We start from the raw sequence: 15,779 nt of genomic DNA, 5'->3' as shown, positions 1-15,779 counted from the left end.
AACGCACCCAGCGCCAGGCGCATGGGTGCGTCACACAGCAGATTATTGCTGTTGTTGTTGCTGCTGGTCGGCAGCACCGTCCACGCGGGGTTCGCGTGGTTCGCGGTTCTGGCGAGGCGCGCGATCGCCGCGGTCACCACGGTCGCCGCGTGGCTCACGGAACTCGCGTGGTTCACGCTCAGGCATGCCGGCTGGACGGTCCAGCAGCGCCTTCATCGACAGCTTGACACGGCCCTTTTCGTCCGTCTCCAGCACCTTGACCTTGACGACCTGGCCTTCGCTCAGGTAGTCGGTCACCTTTTCCACGCGCTCGTGGGCGATCTGGCTGATGTGCAGCAGACCGTCCTTGCCGGGCAGCAGGTTCACCAGGGCACCGAATTCCAGGATCTTGACGATCGGGCCTTCATAGATCTTGCCGATTTCGACTTCGGCGGTGATCTCTTCGATGCGGCGCTTGGCTTCGTCCGCCTTGGCGCCATCGGTGGCGGCGATGGTGATGGTGCCATCTTCCTCGATGTTGATCTGGGTGCCGGTCTCTTCGGTCAGCGCACGGATGGTGGCGCCGCCCTTGCCGATCACGTCACGGATCTTCTCGGGGTTGATCTTCATCGTGTAGAGCTTGGGCGCGAACGACGAGACTTCGGCCTTGGCTTCGCCCATCGCTTCTTGCATCTTGCCCAGGATGTGCATGCGCGCTTCCTTGGCTTGCGCCAGTGCCACTTGCATAATTTCCTTGGTGATGCCCTGGATCTTGATGTCCATCTGCAGCGCGGTGATACCGTTGGTGGTACCGGCTACCTTGAAGTCCATGTCACCCAGATGATCTTCGTCACCCAGGATGTCGGTCAGCACGGCAAACTTGTTGTCTTCCTTGATCAGACCCATGGCGATACCGGCCACGTGGGCCTTCATCGGCACGCCGGCGTCCATCATCGACAGACAGCCGCCGCAGACCGAAGCCATCGACGAGGAACCGTTCGATTCGGTGATCTCCGACACCACGCGGATGGTGTAGGGGAACTCTTCCTTCGAAGGCAGGCAAGCGGCCAGAGCACGCTTGGCCAGACGGCCGTGGCCGATTTCGCGGCGCTTGGTCGAGCCCATGCGGCCCACTTCGCCGGTGGCAAAGGGAGGCATGTTGTAGTGGAACAGAAAGCGGTCTTCAAACTCGCCAGCCAGCGCGTCGATACGCTGTGCATCGCGCTCGGTGCCCAGGGTGGAGATCACCAGCGCCTGGGTTTCACCACGGGTGAACAGGGCCGAGCCGTGGGTGCGTGGCAGCACGGACGAGCGGATCTCGATAGGACGCACGGTGCGGGTGTCGCGGCCGTCGATACGGGGCTCACCGGCCAGAATCTGCGAGCGCACGATGCGCGCTTCGATGTCGAACAGCATGCCGTCGACCTTGACGCCGTCAAAGGCCACGCCTTGCTCGGCAAGACCGGCCTTCACAGCGGCGTATGCCTGGCGGCAGGCCAGCGTACGGGCTTGCTTGTTGCGCAGTTGGTAAGCGTCGCGCAGGGCGGCATCGCCCAGCTCGCCGACCTTGGCGATCAGTGCTTCATCCTTGGCAGGCGCGGCCCAGTCCCATGCGGGCTTGCCGGCTTCGCGCACCAGCTCGTGGATGGCGTTGATCGCAACCTGGCCTTGCTCGTGGCCATAGACCACAGCGCCCAGCATCACTTCTTCAGGCAGTTGTTGGGCTTCGGATTCGACCATCAGCACAGCAGCTTCGGTACCTGCCACCACCAGATCCATCAGCGAATCCTTGCGCTGGGTCTGGCCGGGGTTGAGCACGTATTCGCCGTTGATGTAACCCACGCGGGCAGCACCGATAGGGCCGTTGAAAGGAATGCCCGAGATGGACAGTGCAGCGGAGACAGCGATCATCGCAGCGATGTCGGCATCCACTTCTGGGTTCAGCGAGATGGTGTGGATGACCACATGCACGTCGTTGTAGAAACCTTCGGGGAACAGCGGACGGATCGGGCGGTCGATCAGGCGGCTGGTCAGGGTTTCGAGTTCGCTCGGCTTGGCTTCGCGCTTGAAGAAGCTGCCGGGGATCTTGCCCGCAGCGTAGGTCTTCTCGATGTAGTCAACGGTCAGCGGGAAAAAGTCCTGACCGGCCTTGGCGATCTTGGAGCCCACGACCGTAGCCAGCACCACGGTGTCGTCGATGTTGACCAGCACCGCGCCGGAAGCCTGGCGGGCGATTTCACCGGTTTCCATCGTGACCGTGTGTTGGCCCCACTGGAAAGTCTTGGTGACTTTGTTGAATATGGACATAGATTGCTCCTGGTTAAACAGCCAAAAACCTGTCGGTTCTCGGCAGGAGCCGGCATTCAGAACACGATGCCATTCCAGGGAGGTTGAAGGCCTGGAGCCCGGGGTTCAGCCCCCTTGGAATGACACAGCTTCGCTCTGTTTGCGCGGCGTTGAAGTAAAAAACGCCTGAGCTAGCGGACTAACTCAGGCGTCTCCATCTCACCCTGGGCTTACTTACGCAGGCCCAGCTTAGCGATCAGTGCAGTGTAACGGTCAGCGTCCTTGGACTTGAGGTAGTCCAACAGCTTACGACGACGGCTCACCATGCGCAGCAGGCCGCGGCGACCGTGGTGGTCCTTGGCATGCGTCTTGAAGTGAGGGGTCAGTTCGTTGATACGAGCGGTCAGCAGAGCCACTTGGACTTCTGGGCTACCAGTATCGTTAGCGGAACGTGCGTTGGCCTGTACAACTTCGGCCTTGATAGATGCGGCGATCATGTGTTTTCCTTATAAGGAACACCGGCTTGCGCTGGCATTCTGGTTACTTGCGCCACAGCCGGAAAAGCTTGTGACGTGCGTCTTGCACCATGCAAAACCCTGCAATTATACCCAATAACTTCTTTTAGGTTTTTAGCCCCAAAACCGCACCAGGGCCGATGCCGCCGCACCCAGCACCACCACCAGCAAAAACGGCGCACGCAGCGCCAGCGCGATGATGGCCACGGCCAGCGCCGCCAGGCGGGCATCGAGCACCAGCTGCTGGCCGCTGACAAGGGTGTTCATGGCGGTAAGGGCCGCCAGCAGCGCAATCGTCAGCGCGCCGGCCACCCGGGCCATGCGCGGGTGGCGCAGCCAGTGCGCGGGCACACCATAGCCCAGCAGCTTGGTGCCATAGGTCACGGCGCTGGCCAGCAGCACCCAGATCCACCAGTGGTTGCCCACATCAGCCATCGCGCTCATCGTGCGGCCTCCTGCGCGCTGGCGCCCTGCCCGGCCGGTCCGCTGCTGCGCGAGCCGTAACCCCAGGCAGCGCCCACCACCGCTGCAATCAAGATAGGCACGCCCGGCGCCACCCAGGGCACCGCCAGCATCGCAATGCTGGCAGCGACCACCGCCAGCGCAATCGGCTCCTTGTGCGTCAGACGAGGCCAGAGCAGGCCCATAAAGGCGGCCACCGCTGCGCCGTCCAGGCCCCAGCGCCCCGGGTCGCCCAGGGCATTGCCCAGCAAGGCGCCCGCAGCGGTGAACAGGTTCCACAGCAGGTAGACGCCCACGCCGGCGGTCCAGAAACCGCGCTTTTGCTCGGCTTTGTCGGTTTGCCCCAGCGCAGTGGCCGCAGATTCATCAATCGTCAGCTGCGCCGACAGCAGGCGCGCCAGGCCGCGCGGGCCCAGCAAGGCGGCCATCTGCATGCCGTAGACCGCATTGCGCACGCCCAGCAGGCTGGCCGCGCCCAGCGCTGCGGCCCCGGCACCGCCGCCCGCGACCACGCCAACAAACGCAAACTGCGAGCCACCGGTAAACATCAGCAGGCTCAAGGCGCAGGTCTGCCAGACCGACAGGCCTGCCGCCACGCCCAGCGCGCCAAAAGAGATGCCGTACAAACCGGTGGCCACGCTGATCGAGACGCCCATGCGCACGGCGGGCGACGACCACCACCCTGAACTGTTAGAAGCCATGGGCGGCGATTGTAGAGGCTGTTGCGCGGCGCGCAGGCCAGTTGCGCGCCGCTGGGACGCATGGGGCACAGGCCACAAAAAAGCCCGCAGGGACTTTGTCCTTGCGGGCCCAGGGCACCTGGCATTGGTAAGCCAGACGCTCAGACGCTTTGCAAACTGGTGCTGTCAATGCCCCGCGCCGCCTCGCGTGCAGTCTCGCGGGCCGAGGCCAGGGCCGGCACGCAAACACCGGCCACCAGGTGGATCAGGGCCTCGGGCACCGCGTTGTAGGCGCCACGCGGGCCCAGGATATTGATGGAGCCCAGCACCTCCCCGCCGTACCAGACGGGGATGTTCAGCACCGCATGCAGGCCCCGGGCAACCAGGTCCTCGGCTTCGGAAAACACGGTGCGGATGTCGGCCTCATCCCGCCCGATATAGGGCAGGCCCTGGTCCAGCACCCGGCCAGACCAGGGGCCCTTGCCGGTGGCCTTGAAGCCACCCAGCGGGCTGATGGCCTCGTTGGACGAGTAGATGCGGCGCATCAGCTTTTCCTGCTGCAGGTAGACCAGGCCGGTCAGCAGGCCGTAGCCAAACAGCTGCTGGCAGGCCTCGGCAATGGCGGCCCAGTGGCGCTCGGCATCGCTGCTCTGGCCCAAGGTGTGGGCCAGGCGGCCCAGGACATGGGTGGTGCTCATTGCTGAATCCCTTCCAGGGACACGCCATGGGTGTTCTTGCCAAACAGCAAGATGCCCATGCCGCCAACAAACAGCACGCCGGTCATCAGCGCAAACACGCCGCCAAAGCCCAGCACCGGGTAGGCCGCCCCCACGATGGTGGGCGAGGCAATCGAGCCGATACGCGCCAGCGCCGAGGCCGTTCCCATGCCGGTGGCACGGATGGAGGTCGGGTAGATTTCCGAGGTGTAGGTGTACTGGCCGGCAATCACGCCGTTCATGCCAAAGGACAGCAGCATGCTCAGCAGGATGATCTCCTGGTCGGCACCGGCAAAGGCCAGGCCCAGGGCCGCCAGGCAGGACACCAGCATATAGGCCAGGATGGTGTACTTGCGGCCGATCTTGTCGTTCAGGTAGGCAGCCGAGTAGTAGCCGGGGATCTGCGCCAGGTAGATCAGGATGGTGAAGGAGAAGCTCTTGGTCACCGCAAAGCCGCGCGCCACCAGCAGGCTCGGAATCCAGACCAGGAAGGCGTAGTAGCAGAACATCACCGTGATCCAGAACACCCAGACCACCAGGGTGGTTTGCAGGTACTGGGGCTTGACCAAGGTAGCCAGCTTGGCCCATGCGCCTTGCACGGCAGCGTCGGCGGCCTTGGCAGCCAGGCTCATCTTCACCGGCTCGGGAAGCGGCTTGCCGCTGCTGCGCAACACCTGCGCTTCAATGGCGGTACAGATCCGGCTGGCCTCTTCATGGCGGCCCATTTCTTCGAGCCAACGGGGCGACTCGAACAGCGCGCGGCGCATCCACAGCAGGAACACCACCGGCACCGAGGCGATGACCATGATCCAGCGCCAGCCATCGTCGCTCATCGGCACGATGAAATACCCCAGCAGCGCCGACATCACAAAACCAAAGGAGAAAAAGCCCGCCAGCGCACCGGTAAAGCGCCCCCGGTAGCGGCTGCTGACAAACTCGGCCAGGTAAGGCGCGACGATGGCGCCCTCGGCCCCCATGCCCACACCGGCAATCATGCGCAGAATGTAGAACTCATGGAAGTTGGTGGCAAAGGCATTGATGAAGGTGGCCACGCAAAACAGCACCAGCGCCCACATCATCACGACCTTGCGGCCAAAGCGGTCGCCCAGCATGCCCGACAGCAGCGCGCCCACCAGAAAGCCGACATAGGTGCTGCTGGCAATCCAGCCGGCCTGAATGCCGGTCAAACCCCATTGTTCGCGCAACGAAGGCAGGATGAAGGCGATGATGCCCGCATCCAGCGCCTCAAAGGCCAGGCCCAGGCCGCCAATGATGAGCAAGGTGAAATGGAAGCGGCTGAAAGGCAGCCGCTCCAGACGTTCGGAAGCGTTATACATATTGTTGTTCTCGCTCAAAAGCCCATCAGCAGGCGTTCTTGTGGATGAAGCCGTCGCGCATGATCAGCTTGATCGCCGTGTCATGCTGGGTCAGCACCGAGACATCTTCCAGCGGGTTGCCGTCGACCAGCAGCAAATCCGCATAGGCACTCTCCACCACTTCGCCCAGCAGGCCTTCGTGGTTCAGGATCTCGGCGCCGATCAGGGTGGCTTGCTGCACCACCTTGGCGTGGCCCAACACCTTGGCGCGCAGCACCAGCTCGTCCGATTGCATGTAGTGCGTCTCGCCCAGCAAATCGCTGCCAAAACCCATCTTCACGCCCGCGGCGTCCAGCACTTCCAGCGCCTTGAGGCCGTTGGTGCGCACCTTGGCAATCTTTTGCACCGACTCGTCGGGCAGACCGTACTTGGCGCCGTCGTTGGCCAGGCCTTCGTAGGTGATCAGGGTCGGCACCATGTAGGCGCCTTTTTCCTGCATCAGCTTGGCGGTGGGCTCATCGACCAGGTTGCCGTGCTCGATGGTGCGCACGCCGCACTCGATGGCACGGGTGATGGCCTGGGGCGTATACGCATGGGCCATCACATAGGTGTTCGCATTGTGGGCCTCTTCGACGATGGCGGTCAGCTCCGAGACCGAAAAGCCCAGGTTGTTGATCGGATCGTTGGGCGAGGCCACGCCGCCCGAGGCCATCACCTTGATCTGGGTGGCGCCCTTCAGGATCTCTTCACGCACCGCCAGGCGGCAGGCGTCAACGCCATCGACCACCTTGCCGATATTGCCGATCTTGTAGGCGCAGGAGCAGGGGTCGAGCGTGTCATTGCGCGCCCGAAAATCACCATGGCCGCCGGTTTGCGACAGCGCCTTGCCAGCGCAGAACAAGCGCGGGCCGGCCACCTGGCGCGTACGCACGCCTTCGGCCAGCGCCCAGTCGGCACCGCCGGCATCGCGCACCGAGGTAAAGCCCCGGTCGATCATGCCCTTCATGATGGGCAGCGCGCGCAGCAGCGCCAGCGCATTGGGCAGATTGGCAACCGCACCCAGGTTGAAGCCCGAGGCCATCACGTGCACATGGCAGTCGATCAGGCCGGGCATCAAAGTCATCCCCTTGGCATCGATGACGGTGGCGTCCAGCACCTCAAAGTCTTCGGCACTGATCTTTTCGATCAGACCGTTGCGCACCAAAATGGTATGAGTAGAAGTCAATACGAGATTTCGGGTGTCCAGAATCTTGGCATTGCGGATCAGGGTGGATTGCATAATCGGTTGTGGCGTTCACAGCGCCATGGTTGCCTCTAATGCCCCGAACTCTAGCCAAGCTGCAACAATATGTGGCAATGACATGACGTCATGCATCTGCCAATTCTTCCTACCATCATGAGTGGAGCTCATACCCCATGCGCCGACGCTGCCCCACGATCTCCGAGCTGAATGCCTTTTTGCTGTCGGCGCAGCACCTGTCGTTTTCCAAGGCCGCCAAGGAGCTGTTTGTCACGCAAAGCGCCATCAGCCGCCACATTGCAGGCCTGGAGGCCTACCTGGGCCACCCGCTGTTCATGCGCCGCAGCCATGGCTTGGCGCTGACCCATATTGGCGAGAACTACCTCAAACTCGTGCGCCCGGCGATGGAATCGCTCGAACGCGCCACCACCCAGGTCATCTCCACCGCGCAGAACGCCCATCTGCTCAGCCTGTCGGTCGCGCCCACCTTTGCCGCCAACTGGCTGTTTCCCCGGCTGGAGAGCTTTCGCGTCCGCAACCCGCACATTGCCATCCACTTTGTGCGCTACAGCACCACCGACAGCGCCGAGACCGGCGATGGCTTCGATGCCTCCATCCAGTACGGCTACGGCGACTGGCCGATTGCCGATGCCCAGTACCTGATCGGGCGCGAGACCAGCATCGTCTGCTCACCCAGCTACCTGCAGCAGCACCCGATTGCGCACTTCAACGACCTCAAGCAGTGCAGCCTGCTGCAGCATATCGAGCTGCCCACCTCCTGGGACGACTGGTTCACCGCCTATGCCGGCCCCTATGAAGGCGCACGTATCGGCCCGGGCTTCAACCTCTTCACCCTCATCATCCAGGCGGCCATTGGCGGCCTGGGCGTTGCCTTGGTCCCCAGTTGCCTGCTGCAGGAGTCGCTGGCCTCACACAAACTGGTCGAGCCCTTTGGCCAGCGCTTTGAAAGCCCACTGGGCTACTACCTCTGCGCCCCCACCTGGCGCAGCGATATGGAAAGCTACCAGCGCTTTGGCGAGTGGCTGCAGCAGGAATGCAGCCACCCTCCTACAGCCACTTGATCTGCAGCGGCACCCTGGCCGCTCCCCTTGCTTCTATGCTGGACCCCATCCCTGAACGAAGGAGTCCCTGTGAAGACCCAGCATTCCCCTTTCAACAAAATCGCCCGCTCGGTTGCCAAGTTCAGCGGCCACCCCGTCTGCTTTGTCGGCGCCCTGGCGGTCATCGTGCTCTGGGCCCTCAGCGGCCCGGTCTTTGGCTTCAACGACACCTGGCAGCTGGTGATCAATACCGGCACCACCATCATCACCTTCTTGATGGTGTTCCTGATCCAGTCCACCCAGAACAGCGATACCGAGGCCATGCAGATCAAGCTCGACGAGCTCATCCGCGCGATCGAGCCGGCCCGCAACCGCATGCTTTCGCTCGAAGAGCTGGACGAAGACGAGCTGGATGCGCTGCGCAAGGAGTTCGACATCCTCGCGGAAAAAGCCCGCCAGGCCGAGGAAGCCAAGCGGAGCTGAGCCGCGCCGGCCTGAGTGGGTGACTCCACTCAGCCTATCCACTCAACTCAACCCTTGTGCTTGTTCTTGGCCCCGCCCTGGCGCGCCTTGAAGCGCGGGTTGGACTTGCAGATCACATAGATGCGGCCACGGCGCTTGACCACCTGGCAATCACGGTGGCGCTTCTTGGCTTCTTTGAGCGAGGACAGGACTTGCATGGCAGAACTTCTCCAGAACAGCAACAGAAGCCAAAATGATAATGCATTCTCATTATCATTTCAACCCTGTCCCCTGCGATGGATGTAAAGCTGGGCCTCCGCAAGCCGTCGTTCAGGATTCGCCCACGCTCCCCGTCACCGGTAACACAATGCCGGAGATATAGCTGGAGCAGGCCTGCGAGGCCAGAAACACATAAGCGGGCGCCAACTCCTCGGGCTGCGCGGGCCGGCCCATCTGCGTATCGGCGCCAAACTTGCGCAGGTCCTCGGGGTTTTTATCGGCCGGGTTCAGCGGCGTCCAGACCGGGCCCGGGGCCACCGCATTCACCCGTATGCCCCGCTCCATCAGGTTCTGCGCCAGCGCTTTGGTAAACGCATGGATGGCGCCCTTGGTCGCAGAGTAGTCCAGCAGCTGCTTGCTGCCGCGCAGGCCGGTGACCGAGCCGGTGTTCACAATCGCATCGCCCCGCTGCAGGTACGGAATGGCGGCCTTGACCATGTGGAAGTAGCCAAAGATATTGGTGCGAAAGGTCTCGTCCAGCCGCTCGGTGTTCAGGTCCTCAATATCGGCCGCATGCTGCTGGAACGCGGCATTGTTGACCAGCACATTGAGCGCGCCAAATTTTTTCAGCACCTGCTTGACGGCTTTGTCGCAAAACTGCGGGTCCTGCACATTGCCGGAGATTGCCAGGCTCTGCTGGCCCTCGTCCTCGATCAGGCGGCAGGTTTCTTTCGCATCGTCGTGCTCATTGAGGTAGAGGATCGCCACATTCGCGCCCTCGCGGGCAAACAGCACGGCCACCGCCCGGCCAATGCCCGAGTCGCCGCCGGTGATCACCGCCGTCTTGCCCTCGAGCTTGCCGCTGCCCCGGTAGTTGTCTGCCAGGTAGAGCGGCTGCAGATCCAGCGCCTTCTCATGCCCGGGTTTGGCCAGCTTCTTGCCGGACATCGGCGGCGTGGGCACGGCGTGGCCGGGGCCGGGTGCCGTCTTCTTGCTGCTTGTACCGTCTTTGCTGCGCTTGGTTTTTGGGGACGCCTTGGCCGCCTTGTCCCGGGCGTCATTGCGGGTTTGCGCTTGCTGGATGCGCTGCTGCGCAGCCACTACTTCCTCGACCGAGCGCTTGTCGGCCGAAGGCTTCTTGCTGGCGCGTTTTTTGGATGTGCTGGTGGATGGACTCATGCTGAAACTCCTTGGGTCTTGAACTTCAAAAAACAAAACGACATAGCAACGAACGGGATGCAGCGGCACACCGCTGCTACATCAACCTCGACCGCCCTACATGCGCTTACCCGCTGACAAGCTTGTCCGACATACGGCCGCCGCAGCGCGCAGTACAAACAAGGCAGAAAGGAGGCCGCCATGCCAACCCCTACTACGCCCCCTCAACCGCCGGTGGCACCACCGCCGCCGGATCTGCCCAAGCCCGAGCCCATCGATCCGCCAGACAGCACCTTGCCGATCGAGGAGCCGGGGCATGAACCACCGGTCAAGGATCCGGAACCGGTTTAAACCGGCAACGCAACAGGCCAGCACACCCACCGGTGGCTGGCCCGTTCCTTATTCTTAGTGCTTCTTGGCAGCGGCGTTGCGCTTGCGGGTGGCTGCCGCCTTTTTGGCCGATGCGGAGCGCTCCTCGGGGCTGCGGCTGGCAGCGGCTTTTTTGGCCGCTGCCGAGCGCACGGCCGCCAGCCGCGACCCCGGCCCGGTCGCCTTGCCCCGGCCCGAGCCTGAGAGCTTGCCGCCGCCCGTTTCCTTGTTCACCGTGGCCCAGGCACGTGCAGCGGCTTCATCTTCCGACACGCCTTTTTTCTCGTAGCTTTTCTCGATATGGCGGGCCATGCGTTTTTGCTTATCGGTATAAGCGGATTTATCTCCTTGGGGCATCACGGATCTCCTTGGGTGCTGCGTTGAGGCGGGGTGGCGCGGTATAGATACGCCTTACTGCGATGGATCCCCATCGGCAGGCGGGCCGCCGCCACCGGGCTGGGGCTTCTTGGGGGTGGTTGGAACTGGCTTTTGCGCTTGTGCTGTGGCCAGCGCAAGCTGTGCAGGGGGCAGATGGCGCATGGGGTCCTCCGAGGGCTGAGTCAATGCTTTCAGCCTAGCCCTGGCGCAAGGCGCTGCCTGTCAGAAAAACGCTTTGCTGCCGCTTGTTCCGCTTCACACAGCGCGTAACGGCGATGCGCGTACCCTTGCGCGCTCCCCAGGCCTACACAGCGCAGCCATGGCGCTTGCAACACTGGGCTTTTGCATGCGCTGCCGATGCCGCAGCAGGAGGACTACCATGCCCCAGCCCTACGAACCCGGCCATTCGCCGCAGCCCCCTATCCCGGGCCAGCCCCAGCCAGCCCCTGGCGTGCCCGATCCCTATGAGCCCAGCCCTTTGCACCCCTACCCGGGCAACCCGCAGCACCCTTATCCAAGTGAGCCAGTGCACCCCTACCCAGGCAACCCCGAGCACCCCTACCCCGGCACGCAGCCAGACCCGGCGCCCGATACGACAACCGGTCAATCGATATGAGTGGATGCAGCGCTTGAGCGGCTGCGGGCTTATTTCTGCGTCGCCTGCAGCAGGTCAAGACGGCGCTGCACCTGGTCGGCCAGCGCCGTATCGCCCAGCTCGCGGGCCAGGCGCTGCTGGTTGATCAGCCAGGCCATCACAGCACGGCGCCAGCCCTGGGCAGAGGCAGTGTCCACCGCCTGGGTGACGACCGCCATCGGCACCGGTCCGCGCACCGCCAGCACGCCGGCGGCGACCAGGCGCGAGAGTGGGTCTTCAATGGCAGCCAGCGCAGCGGCTGCCTGCTCCGGTGCCAGCGGTGCCACCGCCTGCTGGGCCTTGGGCAGCAAGGCCACATCGCCAGCAGCCAACTGGCCCTGCAGATAGCGCGCATAGGCCTGCTCGGCATCGGCGGCATCCTGGGCCACCGCCTCAAAGCCCGTGCAAGGGGCGGCATCCAAGGCGGCTACTTGCGCAGCGCAGCGCGCCAACTCCAACCGGGCCAACAGATCGGGCCGCGCGGTGCGGCTTACTTCGTCACGCGCACGCCGCCATTCGGCATCGGCCACCCGGCTGTTGCCTGCGAGGTAGGCATCGGTCGCGCGCTCGGCAGCGCCTTGTTCGTTGATCGCCCAGTCGGGCGCCTTCTTGCCGCTGGCGCAGCCGCCCAGCACAGCGGCGGCCAGCAGTGCAGCGGCCAGGCGGGTGGTGATGGCAATCATGGCAGTCGCACCTCGGCATCCTTTTTGGCAAACGGCCATTTGCGGTTCAGCTCGGTCAGCATGCCTTCCACCTTGCGCAGATTGGCCTCGACATCAGCGCGCAAATCGCCCAGCTGGTTGGTGGCATCCTTGGCATTGGCGCCCACGGCCTGGGCCTCCACCAGCACCGCATCCACCTTCTTCAAGCTGCCGCGCACATCACCCAGCACGGCATTGAGCTGCTGCACCGTGGCGCGCACTTCGGGCATCACGCCATCGGCCCCAAACACCTGCTTGTCGGCATTCTTGGCCAGGCCATCCAGGCGCGCCAGCAGCTGGTTGGTGCGGTCCAGGGTCTGCGATATCTTGCGCGCCTCGGCATCGCCACCCATCACCACGCCCAGCGCGCCGCTGGGGCCGTTGAGCTTGGTGCTCAGGTCACGCAGCTGCTCCAGGGTGCCGCCCAAGGCCGAGCCGGCCGAGGTCATCATGTTCAGGTTCTCCAGCAGCTGGCGGGCATTGCTCATCAGCTGCGGCAGCTCGGCCGTCGCATCGCCCGACAGCACCGCGCGCACGGCGCCATCCTCCAGCTGCGGGTCATCCAAAATGCCCGAGTAGGCCTTGATCGTCGTGCCGCCCACCAGGCCCTTGACCAGGGTGAACACGCTGCTGCTGCGCAGCCAGTGCGCGTCTTTCTCGGGCACATCCACATGGATGCGCACCGTGCCATCAGGCGCCAGCTCGATCTTGCTGACCTTGCCAATCGCAAAACCGGAGAAGGTCATGTCCAGGCCGATGGAGACGCCCTCGGAGTCATCGGCCGTCAGGATCAGCGACTGCTTGGGCTCAAATACGCCGCGCGCATACATCAGGTAAAAGGCCGAGCCCAGGATCAGCAGCAAGGTAAACAGCAGCAATGCCCCGGCCTTGCGCTCCAGATGCGGCACCGGCGCCAGGCCGTCCACCGCCACACCATCGACCACGGCCGCACGCCGCGCAGAGGCGGCAGAAGACGGCGGCGCAGGGCGGTCGGCAGAGTCGTGGGGTTCTGGTATTTGCATGTACCGCGATCTTACCCGGGCTGGCTCTTAGAACGTGTTTACGATCTCTACGCAGCCGCGTTGAAGTGCAATCGGGATGAGTTCGAAGGGCTGGTTCGCAGCTTGCACCGGGGTGCAAGCAAGAGCCAGCGCGCAGAAATCGCCCGATTTCACTTCAACCCGTAGGGACAGGGGTTTTTCGGGCGGTCTGCGTTGTTGCAAATCCTCGCAATAGCGCGGCTATTGCTGCGGTATTGCGCCTAGCATCCCATCCCGCAAAACCGCTGTCGCGGCGCGAGGAGATCGTAAACACGTTCTTCGCTTCAAAACAAAGCTGCAGGGGCTTGTTTTCAAAGACATACACAGGCTTTGCCGTCCTACAGCCCGGCGCAGGCCCGCCCGCTGTTACACATAAGCCATGCGCAAGCTCTTATACTGTACATATATACAGTTATTTGCCATGCCTCTACTCGATGCCCTGTCCCTGCCGCCCACGGTGGCCGCCCAGCTCTGGCGCGGCGACCACCTGGTGCGCGCGCCGATGGCGGGCATCCCCACCGGCTGGGATGCGCTCGATGCCCAGCTGCCCGGCAAGGGCTGGCCCAGCCAGTGCCTGACGGAGGTGCTGCAGCCCCAGGCCGGCACCCTGGAGTGGCGCCTGACCGGCAAGGCCCTGCAACAGTGCCCGCCGCACAAACCCGTCATCGCACTGGGCCCGCCGCTGCCGCCCCATGCCAGCGGGCTGGCGCAAAGCGGCCTGGCGCCTGGGCAGCTGGTCTGGATCCATGGCAGCCGCCCGCAAGACCAGCTCTGGGCGCTGGAGCAGCTGCTCCGGGCCAATGCAGCGGCCGCGCTGCTGGCCTGGCTGCCCCAGGTGCAGCCCGAGCAGATACGCCGCCTGCAAATCAGCGCCCAGCAGTTTGAAGGCCTGGTGTTTGTGTTCCGGCCCGAGAGCAGCCGGCACCAGGCCTCGGCCGCCCCGCTGCGCCTCTTGGTGCGCAGCAGCCAGCCCTGGTCGCTGCAGCTGGAGCTGCTCAAACGCCGGGGCCCTGTGCACGAAGGCACGCTGGAGCTGCCCGCCGTGCCGCCCAGCCTGCAAGCCGTGCTGCCCGCGCGCCTGTGGCCCGGCACCGTGCCGCAGCCAGCCACCCTTCCTTCCACCACCTCGACCAGAGCCATCCTCTTGCCAGACCATGACAGCGATCTGGGCCGCCCTGCTGCCCCAACTCCCCCACCCCGCCGCCAGCGCGCCCAGCCATCCAGCCTGCAGCACTGAGGCCGCCACCGCCGCGCCCAGCGCCAACATGCAAGGCCTGGCGCTGTGGGCGCAGCAGTTCACGCCGCGCCTGGCCTGCGTGCCCTCGGACAGTGTGTTTGGTGATGCGCTGGTGCTGGAGCTCTCGGCCAGCGAGCGCCTGTTTGGCGGCCGCCAGCAGCTGGCCCGGCGCCTGCTGCGCGAAAGCCGGCAGCTGGGCGTGCAGGCCATCAGCTGGGCCCCCACCAGCCTGGCCGCCATTGCGCTGGCACGCTGCGGCATCCGCCATGGCATGGGCCAGCCGCTGCCCCAGGTGCTGGCGCCCCTGCCCTTGCAGGCCATCGATGCGGTGGCCCGCCATGCCGAGCTGCTGAGCCAGCTGGGCTGCCAGAGCCTGGGCTCCGTGCATGCGCTGCCCCGGGGCGCGCTGGCCCGGCGCATGGATACGGGCATCTTGAAAGCCCTCGACCAGGCCCATGGCCTGCTGCCCGACCGCTACCCCTGGATCAGCCTGCCCGCCCGCTTTGATGCCCGGCTGGAGCTGCCCATGCGCATCGACCAGGCCGATGCGCTGATGCATGGCGCGCGCCACCTGCTGCTGCAGCTGTGCGGCTGGCTGGCGGCGCAGCGCGCCGGCGTGCGCAGCTTTCGGCTGTGCTGGTGCCATGATGCAATGCGCTCCCGTCATGTGGGCGATGGCGGCGAGCTGACCATCCACACCGCCAGCACCACGCGCGATCTGCAGCACCTGTGCCGCCTGCTGCAAGAGCACCTGGCCCATGTAGAGCTGCAAGCCCCCGTGGGCGAGCTGAGCCTGCATGCCGGTGCGCCCGAAGCGCTGCAAGAGCGCAGCGCCAGCCTGCTGCCCGACAAAACCGCCGATGGCGAAAGCCTGGAGCAGGTGCTCGAACGCATCACCGCCCGCCTGGGCGAAGACCAGGTGCAGCGCCCGCTGCTGCGGCCCGACCACCGCCCCGAGTGGCAGGTGCAGTGGCTCCCCGCGCAGCCCGCCGGCAAGGCCAAGGCCGCCCCACCCGCTGCACAGCCCCATTCACGGCTGCATGCACCGCTGCATGTGCCGCCCCTTGCCCAACCCAGCTTTTTGCTGCCCACCCCCCTGCAACTGCTGCAAGACAGCCAGAGCCGGCCGCTCTACCACGGCCCCTTGCAGCTGCTGCTGGGCCCGCAGCGCATCGAAGGCGGCTGGTGGCACCGCAGCCCTGGCTTTTTGCCGGTGAGCGATGCGGATGGCGACACCCACACGGGCGAGGCAGCCCCTGACAGCGACCACGGCGATCAGCGCGATCACCGCGAAAGCCCGCCCCAACCCGCCCCCCTCTCCCAACC

19 protein-coding genes are annotated in these 15,779 nt (G+C 64.5%); 6 read left to right on the top strand and 13 right to left on the bottom strand.

Going from position 1 to position 15,779, the window contains the following annotated elements; all coding sequences use genetic code 11:
• Window positions 1-42: 42 nt before the first annotated feature.
• The 7 genes from pnp to WH367_RS21230 form a co-directional block, all read right to left on the bottom strand.
• Entirely contained in the window at window positions 43-2,286 is a 2,244-nt protein-coding gene (pnp, locus tag WH367_RS21260) for a polyribonucleotide nucleotidyltransferase (RefSeq protein WP_021028553.1), read from the bottom strand.
• Between the two features lie 209 nt (window positions 2,287-2,495).
• The gene (rpsO, locus tag WH367_RS21255) at window positions 2,496-2,762 is read right to left on the bottom strand and encodes a 30S ribosomal protein S15 (RefSeq protein WP_027011292.1); all 267 of its coding nucleotides are present in this window, start codon (window positions 2,760-2,762) and stop codon (window positions 2,496-2,498) included.
• Window positions 2,763-2,894: 132 nt separating this feature from the next.
• On the bottom strand, window positions 2,895-3,224 hold the full coding sequence (locus WH367_RS21250) for an AzlD domain-containing protein (RefSeq protein ID WP_312986891.1): 330 nt from the start codon (window positions 3,222-3,224) through the stop codon (window positions 2,895-2,897).
• On the bottom strand, window positions 3,221-3,943 hold the full coding sequence (locus WH367_RS21245; RefSeq protein WP_339537587.1) for an AzlC family ABC transporter permease: 723 nt from the start codon (window positions 3,941-3,943) through the stop codon (window positions 3,221-3,223). The genes WH367_RS21250 and WH367_RS21245 overlap by 4 nt, the downstream gene beginning before the upstream one ends.
• 140 nt (window positions 3,944-4,083) lie before the next feature.
• Window positions 4,084-4,620, bottom strand: a complete 537-nt coding sequence (locus tag WH367_RS21240; RefSeq protein WP_339537586.1) for a GAF domain-containing protein — start codon at window positions 4,618-4,620, stop codon at window positions 4,084-4,086.
• The gene (locus tag WH367_RS21235; RefSeq protein WP_339537585.1) at window positions 4,617-5,975 is read right to left on the bottom strand and encodes an MFS transporter; all 1,359 of its coding nucleotides are present in this window, start codon (window positions 5,973-5,975) and stop codon (window positions 4,617-4,619) included. Before WH367_RS21235 ends, WH367_RS21240 begins: the two co-directional genes overlap by 4 nt.
• Window positions 5,976-6,000: 25 nt before the next feature.
• A complete protein-coding gene (locus tag WH367_RS21230; protein ID WP_021028547.1) occupies window positions 6,001-7,233 on the bottom strand; it encodes a metal-dependent hydrolase family protein in 1,233 nt (410 codons plus the stop codon).
• A 137-nt stretch (window positions 7,234-7,370) separates the two neighbouring features.
• On the opposite strand from WH367_RS21230, the gene WH367_RS21225 reads away from it, so the two are divergent.
• A complete protein-coding gene (locus WH367_RS21225; RefSeq protein WP_339537584.1) occupies window positions 7,371-8,276 on the top strand; it encodes a LysR substrate-binding domain-containing protein in 906 nt (301 codons plus the stop codon).
• Window positions 8,277-8,345: 69 nt separating this feature from the next.
• Complete coding sequence (locus WH367_RS21220) at window positions 8,346-8,738, top strand: low affinity iron permease family protein (RefSeq protein ID WP_339537582.1); 393 nt, start codon at window positions 8,346-8,348, stop codon at window positions 8,736-8,738.
• Window positions 8,739-8,785: 47 nt separating this feature from the next.
• On the opposite strand, the gene ykgO is transcribed toward WH367_RS21220, so the two are convergent.
• Both ykgO and WH367_RS21210 read right to left on the bottom strand, forming a co-directional pair.
• Window positions 8,786-8,935 (bottom strand): type B 50S ribosomal protein L36, encoded by a 150-nt coding sequence (gene ykgO, locus WH367_RS21215; RefSeq protein ID WP_021028544.1) that lies wholly within the window; start codon window positions 8,933-8,935, stop codon window positions 8,786-8,788.
• A 112-nt stretch (window positions 8,936-9,047) separates the two neighbouring features.
• Window positions 9,048-10,115 (bottom strand): SDR family oxidoreductase, encoded by a 1,068-nt coding sequence (locus WH367_RS21210; RefSeq protein WP_339537581.1) that lies wholly within the window; start codon window positions 10,113-10,115, stop codon window positions 9,048-9,050.
• 180 nt (window positions 10,116-10,295) lie between these two features.
• Here WH367_RS21210 and WH367_RS21205 point away from each other — a divergent pair, with 180 nt between their 5' ends.
• Window positions 10,296-10,445 carry a hypothetical protein gene (locus tag WH367_RS21205; RefSeq protein WP_165841178.1) on the top strand — a complete coding sequence of 50 codons (150 nt, stop codon included), beginning with the start codon at window positions 10,296-10,298 and terminating at the stop codon, window positions 10,443-10,445.
• A gap of 54 nt (window positions 10,446-10,499) precedes the next feature.
• Here WH367_RS21205 and WH367_RS21200 read toward each other — a convergent pair whose 3' ends face one another.
• Both WH367_RS21200 and WH367_RS21195 read right to left on the bottom strand, forming a co-directional pair.
• Window positions 10,500-10,820, bottom strand: coding sequence for a plasmid stabilization protein (locus WH367_RS21200; RefSeq protein ID WP_339537580.1), 321 nt, complete (start codon window positions 10,818-10,820; stop codon window positions 10,500-10,502).
• Window positions 10,821-10,874: 54 nt separating this feature from the next.
• On the bottom strand, window positions 10,875-11,003 hold the full coding sequence (locus tag WH367_RS21195; protein ID WP_339537579.1) for a hypothetical protein: 129 nt from the start codon (window positions 11,001-11,003) through the stop codon (window positions 10,875-10,877).
• A 217-nt stretch (window positions 11,004-11,220) separates the two neighbouring features.
• Here WH367_RS21195 and WH367_RS21190 point away from each other — a divergent pair, with 217 nt between their 5' ends.
• A complete protein-coding gene (locus WH367_RS21190; protein ID WP_339537578.1) occupies window positions 11,221-11,457 on the top strand; it encodes a hypothetical protein in 237 nt (78 codons plus the stop codon).
• Between the two features lie 29 nt (window positions 11,458-11,486).
• Here the strand turns inward: WH367_RS21190 and WH367_RS21185 are convergent, their stop codons facing one another.
• Window positions 11,487-12,158: a hypothetical protein gene (locus WH367_RS21185; protein ID WP_339537577.1), complete on the bottom strand. Its 672-nt coding sequence runs from the start codon at window positions 12,156-12,158 to the stop codon at window positions 11,487-11,489.
• The gene (locus WH367_RS21180) at window positions 12,155-13,198 is read right to left on the bottom strand and encodes an MlaD family protein (RefSeq protein WP_148293042.1); all 1,044 of its coding nucleotides are present in this window, start codon (window positions 13,196-13,198) and stop codon (window positions 12,155-12,157) included. The genes WH367_RS21185 and WH367_RS21180 overlap by 4 nt, the downstream gene beginning before the upstream one ends.
• 439 nt (window positions 13,199-13,637) lie before the next feature.
• Here WH367_RS21180 and imuA point away from each other — a divergent pair, with 439 nt between their 5' ends.
• Both imuA and WH367_RS21170 read left to right on the top strand, forming a co-directional pair.
• Window positions 13,638-14,453 (top strand): translesion DNA synthesis-associated protein ImuA, encoded by an 816-nt coding sequence (gene imuA, locus WH367_RS21175; RefSeq protein ID WP_339537576.1) that lies wholly within the window; start codon window positions 13,638-13,640, stop codon window positions 14,451-14,453.
• Window positions 14,371-15,779, top strand: a 1,409-nt coding sequence (locus WH367_RS21170) for a Y-family DNA polymerase (RefSeq protein WP_339537575.1), incomplete at its 3' end; no start/stop codon positions are given. The genes imuA and WH367_RS21170, both read left to right, overlap by 83 nt.

It is taken from the genome of Comamonas sp. MYb21 (genome assembly GCF_037479395.1).
GTDB lineage: Bacteria > Pseudomonadota > Gammaproteobacteria > Burkholderiales > Burkholderiaceae_C > Comamonas.
Note: the sequence above shows the minus strand (reverse complement) of the source record. Positions and strands in the feature narration are given on the sequence as shown.